At 59.5% G+C, this 16,292-nt stretch carries 14 protein-coding genes; 12 read left to right on the top strand and 2 right to left on the bottom strand.

Features of this window, described 5'->3' with window-relative positions:
* Positions 1 to 13: 13 nt before the first annotated feature.
* From H0S68_RS11970 to H0S68_RS11915, 12 genes are all read left to right on the top strand, one after another.
* On the top strand, positions 14 to 628 hold the full coding sequence (locus H0S68_RS11970) for a 4Fe-4S dicluster domain-containing protein (protein WP_020826909.1): 615 nt from the start codon (positions 14 to 16) through the stop codon (positions 626 to 628).
* Positions 628 to 2,496, top strand: coding sequence for a proton-conducting transporter membrane subunit (locus H0S68_RS11965; RefSeq protein WP_410529427.1), 1,869 nt, complete (start codon positions 628 to 630; stop codon positions 2,494 to 2,496). The genes H0S68_RS11970 and H0S68_RS11965 overlap by 1 nt, the downstream gene beginning before the upstream one ends.
* A gap of 10 nt (positions 2,497 to 2,506) precedes the next feature.
* Entirely contained in the window at positions 2,507 to 3,442 is a 936-nt protein-coding gene (locus tag H0S68_RS11960; RefSeq protein WP_020826907.1) for a respiratory chain complex I subunit 1 family protein, read from the top strand.
* Between the two features lie 22 nt (positions 3,443 to 3,464).
* Positions 3,465 to 5,168: an NADH-quinone oxidoreductase subunit C gene (locus H0S68_RS11955; protein ID WP_046373544.1), complete on the top strand. Its 1,704-nt coding sequence runs from the start codon at positions 3,465 to 3,467 to the stop codon at positions 5,166 to 5,168.
* A gap of 12 nt (positions 5,169 to 5,180) precedes the next feature.
* The gene (locus H0S68_RS11950; RefSeq protein WP_201896386.1) at positions 5,181 to 5,726 is read left to right on the top strand and encodes a formate hydrogenlyase complex iron-sulfur subunit; all 546 of its coding nucleotides are present in this window, start codon (positions 5,181 to 5,183) and stop codon (positions 5,724 to 5,726) included.
* The gene (locus H0S68_RS11945; protein WP_020826904.1) at positions 5,723 to 6,520 is read left to right on the top strand and encodes an NADH-quinone oxidoreductase subunit B family protein; all 798 of its coding nucleotides are present in this window, start codon (positions 5,723 to 5,725) and stop codon (positions 6,518 to 6,520) included. Before H0S68_RS11950 ends, H0S68_RS11945 begins: the two co-directional genes overlap by 4 nt.
* A complete protein-coding gene (locus H0S68_RS11940) occupies positions 6,517 to 6,933 on the top strand; it encodes a formate hydrogenlyase maturation HycH family protein (protein ID WP_020826903.1) in 417 nt (138 codons plus the stop codon). Before H0S68_RS11945 ends, H0S68_RS11940 begins: the two co-directional genes overlap by 4 nt.
* Complete coding sequence (hycI, locus tag H0S68_RS11935) at positions 6,926 to 7,396, top strand: hydrogenase maturation peptidase HycI (RefSeq protein WP_201896387.1); 471 nt, start codon at positions 6,926 to 6,928, stop codon at positions 7,394 to 7,396. The genes H0S68_RS11940 and hycI overlap by 8 nt, the downstream gene beginning before the upstream one ends.
* A gap of 161 nt (positions 7,397 to 7,557) precedes the next feature.
* Complete coding sequence (hydN, locus tag H0S68_RS11930) at positions 7,558 to 8,100, top strand: electron transport protein HydN (RefSeq protein ID WP_174574226.1); 543 nt, start codon at positions 7,558 to 7,560, stop codon at positions 8,098 to 8,100.
* A gap of 11 nt (positions 8,101 to 8,111) precedes the next feature.
* Entirely contained in the window at positions 8,112 to 10,268 is a 2,157-nt protein-coding gene (gene fdhF, locus H0S68_RS11925; RefSeq protein ID WP_128864891.1) for a formate dehydrogenase subunit alpha, read from the top strand.
* 203 nt (positions 10,269 to 10,471) lie between these two features.
* Positions 10,472 to 12,784: a carbamoyltransferase HypF gene (gene hypF / locus H0S68_RS11920; protein ID WP_410529426.1), complete on the top strand. Its 2,313-nt coding sequence runs from the start codon at positions 10,472 to 10,474 to the stop codon at positions 12,782 to 12,784.
* Complete coding sequence (locus tag H0S68_RS11915; protein WP_410529425.1) at positions 12,778 to 13,809, top strand: HoxN/HupN/NixA family nickel/cobalt transporter; 1,032 nt, start codon at positions 12,778 to 12,780, stop codon at positions 13,807 to 13,809. The genes hypF and H0S68_RS11915 overlap by 7 nt, the downstream gene beginning before the upstream one ends.
* Before the next feature lie 40 nt (positions 13,810 to 13,849).
* Here the strand turns inward: H0S68_RS11915 and H0S68_RS11910 are convergent, their stop codons facing one another.
* Positions 13,850 to 15,058, bottom strand: coding sequence for an MFS transporter (locus H0S68_RS11910; protein WP_410529424.1), 1,209 nt, complete (start codon positions 15,056 to 15,058; stop codon positions 13,850 to 13,852).
* A gap of 227 nt (positions 15,059 to 15,285) precedes the next feature.
* The gene (locus H0S68_RS11905) at positions 15,286 to 16,284 is read right to left on the bottom strand and encodes a VOC family protein (protein ID WP_273854530.1); all 999 of its coding nucleotides are present in this window, start codon (positions 16,282 to 16,284) and stop codon (positions 15,286 to 15,288) included.
* Between the last annotated feature and the right edge of the window lie 8 nt (positions 16,285 to 16,292).

The following is a 16,292-nucleotide window of genomic DNA, read 5'->3' as shown; positions in this document are numbered from 1 at the left end:
GCAAGGAGTGTGCATGAACCGCTTTATTATTGCGGATCCCAAATTGTGTATTGGCTGCAATACCTGCATGGCCAGTTGTTCTGCGGAACATCGGCAACGGGGTTTGCAGGCATTACCCCGCTTGCAGGTGATTCGTAACGCCCGCGATTCGGCACCGGTGATGTGCCATCAATGTGAGGATGCGCCCTGCGCGCAGGTCTGTCCGGTAAACGCCATTCGCCATCAGGATGACGCCATCGTCCTGAACGAAAGCCTGTGCGTCAGTTGCAAACTCTGCGGTATTGCTTGCCCGTTCGGCGCCATAGGCTTCGGCGGCAGCACCCCGTTAGCGATCCCCTCAGACTGCAACACACCGCTGGCCCTGCCTGCCGCCAAAGCGCCGCGGCCGATCGGCGCCTTCCTGGATTGCGTGCCCGGCGTCCGCGCCGTGGCGGTCAAGTGCGACCTTTGCGCTTTCACCCCCTTAGGCCCGGCCTGTATCCGTACCTGTCCTACCCAGGCCATTCGCTTGGTCAGCGACCACGACGTGCGTAACGCCAGTGAACAGAAAAGGCGCAACGCCATGCAGGCGCTCAGCGCCGAGCTGCCGTTCGCTACCGCCCCAGAATCCCGCAAGGAGCCGAATTGATGTTTTACCCCATTGCGCCCGACCCATTGTCGTTGCTGACTCTGGCATTCGTCGGGTATCTCCTGTTCGCGTTGCTGAGCTGGCTGCTGGCCCCCTGGCCGCGTGTCAATGCCTTGCTGGGTGGCGGCACCTTATTGTGTGCCATCGCCACCTTGTTGGCCGCCGGACAACTGCTGTTCGCACCGCTGCACAGCGCCCGTTTGCCCTGGTTGCGTTATGCGGTGGAAATCAGCGGCATTAATGCGCTGTTATTGCTGGTGATGGCTTTGTGTGGGATCTGCGCCGCGCTGTATCACATCGGAAGCGTCGCGAAGCTGAACGCCAGTGCAGGTGGCCGGTTGGGCGGGCTGATCAATCTGATGCTGGCAGCGCTCAGCGCCGCCGCGATCGCCGATAATGCACTGGCCTTGCTGTTGCTGTTAGAACTGGCGGCGCTGTGCGGCTATTTCTTGATTGTCCACGCCCCGAACGCGAAAAGTCTGCGGGCCGGGCACAGTCAGTTTTTGCTGATGCGCCTGGGCACCCTGCTGTTGGTTATCGCTTTCGCACTGATTTATACCCACAGCCACAGCCTGCAATTCAGCGTGATCCGCGCTACGCCATTACCGGATGCACTGCGTAACGGCGTCTTCCTGCTGGCGTTGGCCGGGTTTGGCATTTTTGCCGGTGTGATGCCGCTGCATGCCTGGGTGCCTCAGTCCCACAGCAGCGCGCCGGCCTCTGCCGCCACGTTGTTTTCCGGCGCACTGATGAAGGTCGGCCTGCTGGGGATCCTGAAGATAGGACTGGATCTGCTGGGTACGCCCCCGCTGTGGTGGGGATTGCTGGTCCTGCTGCTGGCCGCCGGCACCGCATTTTTTGGCGGGTTGTATGCGCTGATGGAGCACGATCTGCGGCGCTTGCTGGCTTACCACACGCTGGAGAATATCGGCATCATCCTGCTGGGCATTGGCGGTGCCATGGTCGGTATGGCGCTGCAACAGCCATTACTGACGGCGTTCGCCCTGATCGGTGGCCTGTTCCATTTGTTGAACCACAGCCTGTTCAAAAGCGCATTGCTGTTGGCGGCGGGCACCATCGAACAACAAACCGGGCTGAAGGACATGGAGAAAATGGGTGGGCTGGCACGGCTGATGCCCTGGACTGCCATTTCTCTGCTGATCGGCCTGGTGGCCATGGCCGCACTGCCGCCATTGAACGGTTTCGCCAGTGAATGGCTGATCTATCAGGGACTGTTCCATTTCAGTGCGGCCCCTGGCTTTATTGGCCATCTGTTCGGGCCGTTGCTGGCGGTGGCGCTGGCCCTGACCGGTGCGCTGGCAGTGATGTGCGTCAGCAAGGTGTTTGGCGTCGCCTGTTTGGGAGCCCCGCGCTGCGCTGCTGCGGCCCAGGCCGTGCAGGCTAACCTGTGCCTGACGCTGAGCCATGCGCTGCCCGCGTTGCTGTGTCTGGTTTGCGGCCTGGGTGCGCCCTGGATCATCCCGCTGTTTGCCCGGCTGATCGGCATGACGGCCGAACAATCCCTCTCCGTGTCCGACACTTTGGTTTCTACCCCGTTGATCGCCATTTTGTTGCTGGCAATGCCGCTGCTGCCGCTATTGATTGCTGCACGTTATCAGACCCGTCGTCAACCTCGCCGGGTACAGGGTAGCGCCTGGACCTGCGGATATGGTCATGAGGAGGCGATGGTGATCACCGCCACCGGTTTTGCCCAACCGCTTCGGGTGATGTTCGCCCCGCTCTATCAACTGCGCCGCTGGCTGCCGGGATCCTTGATCAACCCGTTACATTGTAACGCCTTCGTTGCCTTCTGCCGCGGCCTGGCCGCCGTGGAGCTTGCGGTGCTGTTGGTGGTGGCTTTTGCCTGAGGAGATGACAATGACCTATCCCAATGTGTTACTCGGTCTGGCGCAGGCCTTGCTGTTACTGGCCGTCGCCCCATTGTTTGCCGGTATCAGCCGTGTGCTGCGCGCGCGGATGCATAACCGTCGCGGCCCCGGAGTGCTGCAGGAATACCGCGATATCGCCAAATTGTTGAAGCGTCAGAACGTGGCACCGGCGGCTTCCGGTCTGGCCTTTCATGCTATGCCGTACTTGCTGACCGGCACCCTGCTGGCCATCGCCTGTGCGTTGCCCATGTTGACTGTCGCCTCGCCGCTGCCTGCCATCGGTGATGTGATCACCCTGATCTATCTGTTCGCCGTGGTGCGCTTTGTTTTCGCCATTGCCGGTCTGGACACCGGCAGTCCCTTTACCGCCATCGGCGCCAGCCGCGAAGCGGTGTTGGGCATTCTGGTCGAACCCATCCTGCTGTTGGGGCTGTGGGTGACCGCCCTGGTGGCCGGATCCACTCAGTTGAGCGCCATGGTGCAGAGCCTGCTGACGTTGCCACACCCCGCTTGGTTGCCGCTGCTGTTGGCCGCCCTGGCCTGTGCGTTCGCCACCTATATCGAGATGGGCAAACTGCCTTTTGACCTGGCGGAGGCCGAGCAAGAGCTGCAGGAAGGGCCACTGACGGAATATTCCGGTGCCGAGCTCGGCATTTTGAAATGGGGCATCAGCCTCAAACAATTGGTGGTGCTGCAGCTGTTCCTCGGCGTGTTTCTGCCCTGGGGGCAAGCGGCACAATTCACCGTCCTTCACCTGTCGGCGGCGCTGGTCCTGGCGCTGCTCAAGCTGCTGTGCGCGCTGACGCTGATCGCGATTATCGAAAATAGCGTGGCACGTTTGCGCTTCCTGAAAACGGCCCGTACCACCTGGGCCGGTTTTGGACTGGCTTTTCTGGCGCTGGTTTCCTGGCTGGTCGTCGGCTGAATAATGACAAAGGCAATCAATAATGACTAACGAACATCAAGGCCAGCACTATCTGGCGGCGTTGCAGCAACAATTCCCTGCGGCCATGCTGGCAGCCGAATGGCAAACCGCCGATCAGTTGACGGTCACCGTTAAGCTCAATTCGCTGCCGGACGTGGTGGAATGGCTGTATTACCAGCAAGGCGGTTGGTTGTCGGTGCTGTTTGGCAACGACGAGCGCACGCTGTGCGGCCATTACGCGCTGTATTACGTTCTGTCGATGGAGCAAGGCACCAAATGCTGGATCACGGTGCGCGCCGAAGTGGATGCCCAAACGCTGGAGTTCCCTTCCGTCACGCCGCGCGTGCCCGCCGCGGTTTGGGGCGAACGCGAAGTGCGTGACATGTACGGTCTGCGCCCGGTGGGATTGCCGGATGAGCGGCGGCTGGTGCTGCCTGACGACTGGCCGGACGATCTTTACCCGCTACGCAAAGACGCGATGGACTATCGCCAACGCCCCGCGCCCACCACCGATGTGGAAACCTATCCGTTCGAGAGCCTGGCCGGAGCCAAAGCCAATGTGGTGCCGATTGGCCCGTTGCACATCACCTCGGACGAACCCGGGCACTTTCGCCTGTTTGTCGATGGAGAAGACATCATCGACGCCGACTACCGCTTGTTCTACGTGCACCGCGGGATGGAAAAACTGGCCGAAACCCGTATGGGCTATAACGAAGTCACCTTTCTGTCGGACCGGGTGTGCGGCATTTGCGGCTTTACCCACAGCGTGGCCTACACCAGCTCGGTCGAAAATGCGATGGGCATTCAGGTGCCGGAACGCGCCCAGATGATCCGCTCGATCCTGCTGGAGGTGGAGCGCCTGCACAGCCACCTGTTGAATCTTGGTCTGGCCTGCCATTTCGTCGGCTTCGATTCCGGTTTTATGCAGTTCTTCCGCGTACGCGAGCAGTCGATGAAGATGGCAGAAATTCTGACCGGCGCGCGCAAAACCTATGGTTTGAACCTGATTGGCGGTATCCGCCGAGATATTTTGAAAGAGGACATGCTGCAAACCCTGAAGCTGGCCGCGCAAATGCGCAGCGAACTGGTGGATTTGGTCGATATCTTGCTCAGTACGCCCAACACCGAACAACGCAGCGTCGGGGTTGGGCGTCTCGATCCCCAGGTGGCCCGCGATTACAGCAACGTGGGGCCGATGATCCGCGGCAGCGGCCACCGTCGCGATACCCGCATCGACCATCCGTTTGCCGGCTACGCCAAACTGCCGGTGGAGTTATGCGTGGAAAGCGGCTGCGACGTCTATTCCCGCCTCAAGGTGCGTATTCACGAAGTGTTCAACTCGCTCGGCATCATCGAGTTCGGTTTGCAAAGCTTGCCGGGCGGACCGCTGGCGGTGGACGGCTTCACCTATATTCCGCACCGCTTTGCCTTGGGCTTTGCCGAAGCGCCGCGCGGCGATGATATCCACTGGAGCATGACCGGCGACAACCAGAAACTGTTCCGTTGGCGCTGCCGTGCCGCCACCTATGCCAATTGGCCCACCCTGCGTTACATGTTGCGCGGCAATACGGTATCCGACGCCCCGCTGATTATCGGCAGTCTCGATCCCTGCTACTCCTGCACCGATCGCATGACCATCGTCGACGTACGCAAGCGCCAGTCCATCATCGTGCCGTACAAAGAGATCGAACGTTACGGCATCGAGCGGAAAAACAAGCCGTTCTAACCGGAGCCCATCATGCTGAAACTGATTAAAAAAGTGCTGAAGACCGGCCCGGCCACTGTCGCCTATCCGGCCCAGCCGCTGGCCATTGATCCGAACTTTCGCGGCAAGCCCGAATACAGTCCACAGCAGTGCATAGCCTGCGGTGCCTGTGCCAACGCCTGTCCGTCCAACGCGTTGAGCATAACCCCCGACCTCAGCAGCGGCACCTTGCGCTGGCAGCTGTTTCTTGGCCGCTGCATCTTTTGCGCCCGCTGCGAGGAAGTGTGCCCAACCGCCGCCATTCGGCTTTCGCAGCAGTTCGAACTGGCAGTGTGGCGTAAAGAGGATCTGTACGAACAAGCCGACTTCGCCATTTGTCATTGCCGACAGTGCGGCAAACCCTATGCGGCGCAAAAGGAAATTGATTATGCGATGGCGTTGCTCGGGTTGAGCAGCTCGGAGGCGGCAACCCGCCGTGCGCAGTTTGAAACCTGCCCGGCCTGCAAGCAGCAGCAGAACCTGGCCCAGGCCGATCGCATTGATATCGGCCGCCATTTGACCCGGGAGGTCATCTCATGAATTCGCCATTGATTGGACCACGTGATGAAAATGGCCTGCCGGTGCCAATCACCCTCGATGACAGCATCGCCAAGCTGAAAACCACCCTGCTGCAGGATATCCGCCGCTCGGCCTATGTCTATCGGGTGGACTGCGGCGGCTGTAATGGCTGCGAAATTGAGATTTTCGCTGCCATTTCACCGCTGTTCGACGCGGAACGTTTCGGCATCAAAGTGGTTCCTTCCCCCAGACATGCCGATATTTTGTTGTTCACCGGTGCAGTGACCCGTGCCATGCGCATTCCGGCGATCCGCGCCTGGCAGGCCTCACCCGATCCTAAAATCAGCATCTCCTACGGTGCCTGTGGCAACAGCGGCGGTATCTTCCACGATCTTTACTGCGTATGGGGCGGCACCGATCGCATCGTTCCGGTCGATGTCTATATTCCCGGCTGCCCGCCGACGCCGGCGGCGACCATTTACGGTTTCGCCATGGCGCTGGGCCTGCTGGATCAGAAAATCAAAGGCCACCAGCATGATGAAACCGACGGTGAAGCTACGCGCTTGTTGCACCCGCAACTGCCACAGCCGCTGCGAGTGCTGCTGGATCGCGAAGCCCGGCGTATGGCCGGTTACCGCTACGGTCGCCAAATCGCCGACCAGTTCATGCAACTGCTGGCAGCAGAGACACCCGAACCGGTCGAACAGCGCATCGCCGCTTATCTGCACCAGCAAGATGACCTGCGCCTGAATGAAATTGTCGGCAACCTGCAGGGCATTTATCAACGGGTGCTGCGTGGGGAGCTGCGGCTATGACCGATTCCCAAGGACAGGTGGTGTTTTACTCCCTTAGCCGCAAGTTTGTGCAGGAGAAAAAGGCCCCGCCGAAGGCCCAGGAGGTGATCTATTACAGCCTGGCGATCGGCCATCATCTGGGGGTGATCGACTGCCTGGAAGCCAAACTCAGCTGCCCGCTGGCGGGGTTTCGTGCCTGGATAGCGCAGTTGCCTGCGGGCAGCACCGCACGGCGCAAACTGGAAGGGGTCGATCGGTTTGGCGAAATCTGTATCGACAACAGCCATACCCACCTGTTGGCCACGGCGTTGAGCCACGCGGCGCCGCGTATGAACACTGAACAGCAAAGCTGGAGCCAACAGCTGATCGCCCTGCTTCAATCGATTGAAAACGAACCCGCCATTTACCTGATGGTCCGGAGGCATGATGACTGACGTTTTATTGTGTGTGGGCAACTGCATGATGGGAGATGACGGTGCCGGGCCGCTGCTGGCTGAATTCTGTGCCGGTCATCCCCCCGCGGGCTGGCAGGTGATTGACGGCGGCGCGGCACCGGAAAATGACATCGGGCATATCCGCGAGCTACGCCCTGATCGCCTGGTGATCGTCGACGCCACCGACATGGGGCTCGCGCCGGGTGAAACACGGGTGATCGACGAAAAAGACATTGCCGCCATGTTCATCATGACGACGCATAACCTGCCGCTTAACTTTCTGATCGACCAACTGCGCGAAGACATAGCGGAAATTACCTTTATCGGCATTCAGCCCGAAGTGGTGGCGTTTTATTACCCGATCAGCGCGGCGGTGAAACAGGCGGTGACGGTGCTCCATCAACGCTTGTTTCACTGGGCAGACAATGGCGGTTATCCGCAACTGGAGGTGACGAATGTCTGACGCGGCATCGTCATTTCTGTCGACCTGCTGTCGACCCCGGGGCCATAAAAAGATAACCCTCTGCTTTTTAAGCATTTTCAATATTGGCATGTTTTATGCCTAACCAGAGCCACGACCTCTCTTTTGCCATACCCGGATGAAGGGTAACCCAGGAGTTATTGATGAACCGGTTTATCATCGCCGATCCCAAAAAATGCATCGGCTGCCGTACCTGTGAAATTGCCTGCGTGATGGCGCACAGCGAAAGCCAGGATATTTCGGCGTTGAACGCCACCAGCTTTGCCCCGCGCCTGCATGTGATTAAAGGCGTCAACGTCAGCACCGCCGTGCTTTGCCGCCAGTGCGAGGACGCCCCCTGCGCCAACGTCTGTCCTAACGGTGCCATCAGCCGCACCAACGGCATGGTCCTGGTAATGCAGGAACGCTGCATCGGCTGCAAAACCTGCGTTGTGGCCTGTCCCTACGGCGCCATGGAAGTGATCACCCGTCCGGTGGTCCGCCAGAACGGCGCCATGATGAGCGCCACCACCGAGAAAGCCGAAGCCCATAAATGTGACCTGTGTATCGGTCGCGACAGCGGCCCGGCCTGCATGGAAACCTGCCCAACCAATGCGTTGCACTGCGTCGATCGCAACATGCTGCAGGAAATGAACGCCGAGAAGCGCCGCCGCGCCGCGCTCGACACAATGTCGTCACTGTTTTAGGAACTGAACCGATGAAAAAAATCACAACCGTCTGCCCTTACTGCGGTGCAGGCTGCAAAATGAAACTGGTGGTCGATAACGGCAAAATCATTCGCGCCGAGGCGGCTGACGGCGTGACCAATCAGGGTGAACTGTGTCTGAAAGGCTATTACGGCTGGGACTTCCTGAACGATACCAAACTGCTGACCCCGCGCCTGAGCCAGCCGCTGATTCGGCGGCAGAAAGGCGGCAAGTTTGAGGCCGTCAGTTGGGATGAAGCGATCAGCTATACCGCTCAGCGGCTGCAGCAGATTAAGGAGCAGCACGGTGCCAGCGCCATCATGCACACCGGTTCCTCTCGCGGGACCGGCAATGAAACCAACTATGTGATGCAGAAGTTCGCCCGCGCGGTGATCGGCACCAATAACGTCGACTGCTGCGCCCGCGTCTGCCACGGGCCTTCGGTCGCGGGTTTGCAGGCCACACTCGGTAACGGTGCCATGAGTAACTCGATTGGCGATATCGAAAACTCCAAGTGTCTGCTGATCATCGGTTACAACTGTGCTGACTCGCACCCCATCGTGGCGCGCCGGGTGCTGAAGGCTAAAGAGAAAGGCGCGCAGATCGTCGTGTGCGACCCGCGCCGGATAGAAACTGCACGTATTGCCGACCAGCATCTGCAGATCAAGAACGGCTGCAACATGGCGCTGGTGAATGCGTTCGCCTACGTGCTGATTGAAGAGAATCTTTATGACCGCGATTACGTGGCCAAATACACCGAGGGATTCGAGGCCTACCGGCAGCAACTGGCGGATTATGCGCCAGAAGCGGTGGAACACCTGACCGGCGTGACCGCACAGCAAATCCGCCAGGCCATGCGCACCTATGCCAGCGCCCCTTCGGCCACCATCATGTGGGGCATGGGCGTGACCCAATTCGGCCAGGCGGTTGACGTGGTCAAAGGCCTCGCCAGTTTGGCGCTGCTCACCGGCAATTTGGGCCGCGCCAACGTGGGTGTCGGCCCGGTACGCGGGCAGAACAACGTACAGGGTGCCTGCGATATGGGCGTGCTGCCCAATGAATTCCCTGGCTATCAAGCGGTTACCGATGCGGCCGTGCGCGCCAAGTTCGCCGCAGCCTGGGGAATCGACGCCACAAAAATGGATCCCAACGTCGGCTATCGCATCACCGAAATCCCGCACCTGGTGCATGAAGGCAAAGTGAAAGCCTACTACATCATGGGGGAAGATCCCTTGCAGACCGAGGCCGATCTGAGCCTGGTGCGCAGCGCGTTCGAAGCGCTGGAATTTGTGGTGGTGCAAGACATCTTTATGACCAAAACCGCCGAACAGGCGGATGTGATCTTGCCTGCCACCTCCTGGGGCGAACATGGCGGTGTCTTCTCCTGCGCCGATCGCGGGTTCCAGCGTTTCGAAAAAGCCATTGAGCCGCAGTACAACGTCAAGCGCGACTGGGAAATCATCAGCCTGTTGGCCAGCGAAATGGGCTATCCGATGCACTATGAGGATAACCAGCAGATCTGGGACGAAATGCGTGAACTCTGCCCGCTGTTTTACGGCGCCACTTACGAAAAAATGGGCGAGCTCGGTCACGTGCAATGGCCATGCACTTCGCTGGAAAGCCAGGGGACGCCGTACCTGTATCAGGGTAACCAGTTCACAACGCCGTCCGGTAAAGGGCAACTGTTCGCCACCACCTGGCGTGCGCCGGCCGAGATCCCGGATGCAGATTACCCACTGGTGCTCTGTACCGTGCGTGAGGTTGGGCATTACTCCTGCCGTTCGATGACCGGCAACTGTGCCGCCTTGCAAACGCTGGCGGATGAGCCCGGCTTCGTGCAGATCAACCCTCAGGATGCCGCCGCGTTGGGCATTGCCGACCAGCAACTGGTGTGGGTTGCCTCTCGTCGCGGCAAAGTGATCAGCCGAGCCAACTATAACGAGCGTATTAACCTGGGTGCGGTGTATATGACCTACCAGTGGTGGATTGGCGCCTGTAACGAACTGACGCAGGAAAACCTGGATCCGATCTCCAAAACGCCGGAAACCAAATACTGTGCGGTAAAACTGGCGGCGATTACCGACCAGCACTGGGCGGAGAACTATGCACAGCAAAGCTACAGCGATATGAAAGCTCGCCTGCGCCGCGCCGCAGAAGACGTGATGTAATCCCGTCATACTTGAAGCTGCATCTGTGTTGGCTGCAAGCGCTCACCCCAGTCACTTACTTAAGTAAGCTCCTGGGGATCCCCGCTCTTGCCGCCTTGATGCAACTCCAATTATTTAGGGAATACCAGGGAATAAATTGACAGGAGGCTACGCAGGGTTGTGCCTCCTGATAATTTATAAAAACCCAAAGAGGATAATAAACCATGTCCTATCCGGGGCTGCTGCTGCGTATCAGCGGCAAAGTACAGGGCGTCGGCTTTCGGCCTTTTGTCTGGCAACTGGCCAACCAGCTCAATCTACGTGGCGAAGTCTGGAACGACAGCGCCGGGGTGGAGATTCGGCTGGTGAATCCCGTCGACCTTGAGCTGTTGCTGCATCTGTTGTGCCAGCAGGCCCCACCGTTGGCGCAGATCGACAACATTCAGCAACGGCCCTTTACCTGGCTGAAAAAGCCCGATGATTTTCGCATCCGCGCCAGCCAACGCGGTGCTATGACGACCCAGATTGTTCCCGATGCCGCGACCTGCCCAAAATGCCTGCAGGAAATGAACGATCCGCAGGATCGGCGTTACCGCTACCCTTTTATCAACTGCACGCACTGCGGCCCACGCTTCACCATTATTCGTGCCATGCCTTACGATCGCCCGGCAACCAGCATGGCACCGTTCCCGCTCTGTTCGCCCTGCGCCCAAGAGTACCGTTCGGCGCACGATCGGCGCTTTCATGCCCAACCGGTCGCCTGTAGCGACTGCGGCCCTCGGTTGTTCAGTTTCACCGATGAGGGACAACCGCAGCATCAGGGGGAAGAAGCTCTGCAGCAGGCGGTAGCCGCATTAGCTGCCGGGCAGATTGTGGCCATCAAAGGGCTGGGCGGTTTTCACCTGGCTTGCGATGCTACCCAGACGGAGGCCGTACAACGCCTGCGGCTTCGCAAACGGCGTCCCGGCAAACCTCTGGCGGTGATGCTGCCGAATATCGACTGGCTGACGCGCTGCACCCGTGGCATTGATCTGGCGCACACACAGGCTTTGCTGGCGTCCGCTGCCGCGCCTATCGTGCTGGTGCCCCACTCGCCCCATTCGCCGCTGTCTGGGGCTATCGCCCCGCAGTTGAACGAAGTCGGCCTGATGTTACCCGCCAATCCCCTTCACCATTTACTGATGCAGGAGATACAACGGCCCCTGGTGATGACCTCCGGCAATGCCACCGGCCGAGCTCCGGCATTAACCAATAGCCAGGCTTTGGCTGATTTGGCCGGCATTGCCGACCTGTGGTTGCTGCACGATCGCGAAATCTTGCAGCGCGCCGATGATTCGCTGGTGCGTCTGCTGCCTGAAGGCCATGAAATGCTACGTCGGGCGCGCGGATTTGTTCCGGATGCCCTGCCATTGCCTCCGGGCTTCCCTTCACAGCCTCCGCTATTGGCCGTGGGCGGGGATCGCAAAAATACCTTTTGCCTGCTGCAAGGAAATAAAGCCGTACTCAGTTCACATTTTGGCGACCTGCAACAGGAGGATATTCAGCAACAGTGGCAGCAGGCCATGGCGCATTTTATGGCGTTGTACCATTGCCAGCCACAGCGCTTAGCCAGCGACGCTCATCCGGGTTACGTCAGCCACCAATGGGCCGCCCGACAGAGGCTGCCGGTGACCCCGGTGCTGCACCATCATGCGCATTTGGCCGCCTGCCTGGCCGAACACCATTGGCCACTGGAAGGCGGAGCGGTTATCGGCCTGGCGCTGGATGGGCTGGGGTACGGACAGGACGGCGCGCTGTGGGGCGGCGAATGCCTGTGGGTCGATTACCGCCGCTGTCGTCATCTGGGGGGATTGCCTGCGGTGGCACTGCCCGGCGGCGATCTGGCCGCGCAACAACCCTGGCGCAATCAGTTGGCGCATTTTGCACGCTTCGTGCCTGACTGGCAAAACAGCCCACAGGCCGAACGGCTATTGACGCGCGCCTGGCGCCCCCTGCTCCAAGCCATTAACGCCGGCATCAATGCGCCGCTCGCCTCCTCCTGTGGCCGTCTGTTTGACGCGGCCGCCGCCGCGCTGGGATGTGCGCCCGAACGGCAAAGTTGGGAAGGCGAAGCCGCCAGTATTTTTGAGGCGCTGGCCCACCAAAGTGGCCCTTGCTCTCACCCGGTGACGTTGCCACGTTGCGCAGCACAGCTCGATTTGGGCGTGTTGTGGCAGCAGTGGCTGGCCTGGCAAGCGCCGGCCGCTCAACGGGCCTGGGCGTTTCATGATGCCCTGGCGCAGGGATTTGCCGGCCTGGCCAAACATTTTGCCGCAGAGCATAACCTCCGGCACGTGGCGTTAAGCGGTGGCGTACTGCACAACCGCCTGTTACGCCAACGGCTGCAGCATCATCTGGCCCCGCTGCACGTGCTGCTGCCACAACGGCTGCCAGCGGGCGATGGAGGGTTGGCATTCGGTCAGGCATTGGTCGCCTGTGCGCAGCATATCCCCATGGCTCGTCTCCCGTTCAAAACCCAACAGGACGTAACATGTTAAACCGCGAGTTTTTCCATACCCATACCCGCGCCTTTTGGCTGTTGTTGACGTTAGTGGCGCTAAACCTGCTGGCGTGGGGGGCGGCCTTTGCTGCCTTTCATCATCACCCGGCACTGATTGCCGCCGCGCTGCTGGCTTACGGTTACGGACTGCGCCATGCGGTGGATGCCGACCACATCGCCGCCATCGATAACGTCACCCGCAAATTGATGCAACAAGGCCAACGCCCGGTTTCCGTCGGGGCCTTCTTCTCCCTGGGGCATTCCAGCATTGTGGTACTGGCCTGCATCGCGATTGCCGCCACCTCATTGGCATTTGGCGATCGCATCGGCTGGTTGCATCAGTATGGCGCCACTTTGGGCACGCTGATCTCCTCGCTGTTCTTACTGGTGATGGCGTTGTTGAACTGGCTGATCTTCCGCGACGTTTACCGCATTTTCCGTCGGGTGAAGCGCGGAGAAACCCTGGTCGAACAGGACGTAGCCCTGCTGGTGAGCGGCAGCGGTGGCATAATGACGCGGCTGTATCGCTTTGCTTTTAATCTGGTAAATAAAAGCTGGCATATGTATTTAGTCGGTTTTTTATTTGGCTTGGGCTTTGATACGGCTACCGAGGTAGGCTTGCTCGGGATCTCCGCGACCGGTGCTACATCCGGCATGTCGGTCTGGTCAATCATGGTGTTCCCGCTGCTGTTTGCCAGCGGCATGGCGTTGATTGACTCACTGGATAATTTTGTGATGGTTGGCGCTTACGGTTGGGCGTTCAATAAACCGATCCGCAAGCTGTATTACAACATGACCATCACCGCCACCAGCGTGGTTATCGCTGTGGTGATCGGCGGGCTGGAAGGCCTGGGGCTGCTGGCCGATAAGCTGGGGCTACGGGGCGGGCTGTGGCGGGGTGTTGAGGTGCTCAATGACAACCTGGGCAGCGTCGGATACGCCGCTATCGTGCTGTTTGTGGTGCTGTGGATCCTGTCCGCGCTCAATTACCGCCGCAAAAATTATGACTCGTTAAGCGTCTAGTCCGCTTACGGCAGCCCGGTCATCCCTGGCTGCCGCCGCATTAAGAGCAGGTTGCTCCCCCCTGGGGCATCGAGGCAGCGTGGAGCGTGCGTCGACCGAGAAGCACGATAATCGTCATCACAACGCCTGCAGCGATGGCGATGCCGAAGCCGGCGCGTGCGCCATAAGCGTCGATGACCAGCCCCGCCAGCGCGGCACCCAGCGCCACGCCAATGCTGATGCCGGTGGTCATCCATGTCAGCCCTTCGGTGAGCCTGGACGGCGGTACCAGGATAGTGCCAAGGTTCATCACGACAACCATGGTGGGTGCAAAGGACATACCGGCCACGAAAATGGTCGCCATCAGAATGTAAACGTCCGCAGACAGGAGCGGCAACACCGACGTTGCCGCCGTTAGCAGCACCCCAATAAAGAACTGACGCTCTATCGGCAAGCTAACCCTGATCGCGCCAAAAGCCAGACCGGCAACCATGGAACCGAGCGCGTAGGCAACAAGAATCAAACTGGCGGCCGTCGGCCACCCTTGTACGTTGGCGAAAGCGACTACCGCCACATCGATAGATCCGCCAATCACCCCCATGGCTAAAAGTGCCAGCACGATGGTGCCGAGGCCCGGGATACGCAGGGTCGAGCCGCGGTGTTCAGTCGTGTTTTTGATGACTTTGGGCGCCGTCTGTCGTTGCAGAAGAAAAGCAGTGACGCCAATCACCAGCAACACTATCGCGGCGAGGGGCCCGGCTTCGGCGGCAATACCGGTGCTCAAGCCAATAGATAAAGGGGGGCCAATCACGAAGGTCAGCTCTGTCAGCACCGTATCCAGCGAGAAGGCGGTGTGGAGTTGCGGCTTGCCCCGGAAAAGCTGTGTCCATCTCGCTCTTATCATTGCCGGCATGCTTGGCATAGTGCCGGCCAGCATGGCGAGAATACACAGCAACGGGACTGGGGCACGCATATGCGCAGCGGTTATCAACGCCAGCAGCATGGTAATGCTAAACGCGGTGACCCATGGAAGCACCCTGTTCTGGCCTAGCCGATCAACCAGCTTCGATACCTGCGGACCCATGAGCGCGTTCGCCAGCGTAAATATACCGGCTACCGCACCAGCCAACCAATAGTGACCGCTCTGCTGTACCAACATGGTGATAATACCGATGCCGATCATCGCCTGCGGCAAACGGGCAACCGAGCTCGCAATCACTAACCCCCCGACGCCGGGCGTGGTCAGAAGTTCGCGATAGGGATTAGCCATAACCTCTCCAGTTCGTCATTCGGCATCGTGGCGGGATATCCGTATCGATGCCTTGTGCCACAACCACGACGTTGTGGATAAACGGAGCCATGGCGGCTCCGACTGTCATTTCAGCCGGACCATATTGGTTGAAAAAAAACGGAAGTAAAGGCCGATGTTATTGCCCGGAGAGTTTCCGGGCACAAGGTTATCCAAGGGTTGCCCTGGCATGGTTCGGGCATCAAGCCCTATTGGCGGGATAAGTACTCTTCCAGCACCAGCGGATAGCCCTCGGTGGTCGGTTCTACCGGCGTGTTGGCAAAGGCACTGGCTTCGGTGACCCATTTGCGCTGCGGCGGCAGCCCCCAGGGCAGTAACTGCTGGCGCTGATCGGGTGCAAGAATATTGGTTTCCAGCTCAATGTCGATTATCTGATAAGGGGTGTTGTGCAGCTCGATACGATGCCCGTCCGGATCCCGCAGATAAACATAGAGGACATGGCCCATACCGTGCCTGCCCGGCCCGCGTTCAATGCTGCTGCCAAAGCCCAGATTGCCGGCAGTGTCGCAGGCGCGCAGGATCTCTTGCGAATCGGGGATGGTATAACCGAAGTGATGCAGACGCGGGCCGGGGCCATGCAAGTACACCAGATCCTGCGTATTGCCTTTGCGTTGTAAGAATGCGGCCCCCATTCCACCCTCATTGAAATAGATGTCTGTCGCACGGAATCCCAGCTTCGTCATGTAAAATTCGGCTGCCCGCTGTACGTGGGGAGTGTGCAACTGGAAGTGATCCAGCCGCTGGGCGCTGCCGCCACGGTACAGATGCACCTGATGGTGCAAACGCGGCATCACGGGCATTGAGGCGCACAGTTCGATCAGCGTACCAGTCGGATCGGTGAAATGCAGAGTACGCCCCTGAAACGGCACTTCGGCCCAACAATTCTCCAACCCTTGCCGGTCCAAAAACAGCTTGGCCAACTCCAGATCTTTTTCACGAAAAACACGCAGGCCAACGCGTTCGCACTGGGGCTCCGCCTTGCTGAGCTTGATAACCAGACTGTGGTGGCAAGCCTCTTCCAGCCCGCGCAAATAGAGCCGGTCCTCTTCCCGATGGGTCAGCACCATGCCGATCACCTGGGTGTAAAACAGCTCACTGGCGGCCAGATCACGCGAGGTCAGCACCAGATGACTGGCGCGGGTAATGGAAAATGGCGGATCGTATTCGGTGAGGGGCAATGTGGTCATTGTGATTC

It is taken from the genome of Serratia sp. AXJ-M, from assembly GCF_046531865.1.
GTDB classification, from domain to species: Bacteria; Pseudomonadota; Gammaproteobacteria; order Enterobacterales; family Enterobacteriaceae; genus Serratia; species Serratia liquefaciens.
The sequence above is the reverse complement of the archived record's forward strand: the minus strand, read 5'-3'. Positions and strand labels throughout refer to the sequence as shown.

Bases quoted from the DNA above. Each gene is read 5' to 3' on its own strand.
- H0S68_RS11970 (WP_020826909.1), top strand. From the start codon at position 14: ATGAACCGCTTTATTATTGCGGATCCCAAATTGTGTATTGGCTGCAAT.
- H0S68_RS11965 (WP_410529427.1), top strand. From the start codon at position 628: ATGTTTTACCCCATTGCGCCCGACCCATTGTCGTTGCTGACTCTGGCA.
- H0S68_RS11960 (WP_020826907.1), top strand. From the start codon at position 2,507: ATGACCTATCCCAATGTGTTACTCGGTCTGGCGCAGGCCTTGCTGTTA.
- H0S68_RS11955 (WP_046373544.1), top strand. From the start codon at position 3,465: ATGACTAACGAACATCAAGGCCAGCACTATCTGGCGGCGTTGCAGCAA.
- H0S68_RS11950 (WP_201896386.1), top strand. From the start codon at position 5,181: ATGCTGAAACTGATTAAAAAAGTGCTGAAGACCGGCCCGGCCACTGTC.
- H0S68_RS11945 (WP_020826904.1), top strand. From the start codon at position 5,723: ATGAATTCGCCATTGATTGGACCACGTGATGAAAATGGCCTGCCGGTG.
- H0S68_RS11940 (WP_020826903.1), top strand. From the start codon at position 6,517: ATGACCGATTCCCAAGGACAGGTGGTGTTTTACTCCCTTAGCCGCAAG.
- hycI (WP_201896387.1), top strand. From the start codon at position 6,926: ATGACTGACGTTTTATTGTGTGTGGGCAACTGCATGATGGGAGATGAC.
- hydN (WP_174574226.1), top strand. From the start codon at position 7,558: ATGAACCGGTTTATCATCGCCGATCCCAAAAAATGCATCGGCTGCCGT.
- fdhF (WP_128864891.1), top strand. From the start codon at position 8,112: ATGAAAAAAATCACAACCGTCTGCCCTTACTGCGGTGCAGGCTGCAAA.
- hypF (WP_410529426.1), top strand. From the start codon at position 10,472: ATGTCCTATCCGGGGCTGCTGCTGCGTATCAGCGGCAAAGTACAGGGC.
- H0S68_RS11915 (WP_410529425.1), top strand. From the start codon at position 12,778: ATGTTAAACCGCGAGTTTTTCCATACCCATACCCGCGCCTTTTGGCTG.
- H0S68_RS11910 (WP_410529424.1), bottom strand. From the start codon at position 15,058: ATGGCTAATCCCTATCGCGAACTTCTGACCACGCCCGGCGTCGGGGGG.
- H0S68_RS11905 (WP_273854530.1), bottom strand. From the start codon at position 16,284: ATGACCACATTGCCCCTCACCGAATACGATCCGCCATTTTCCATTACC.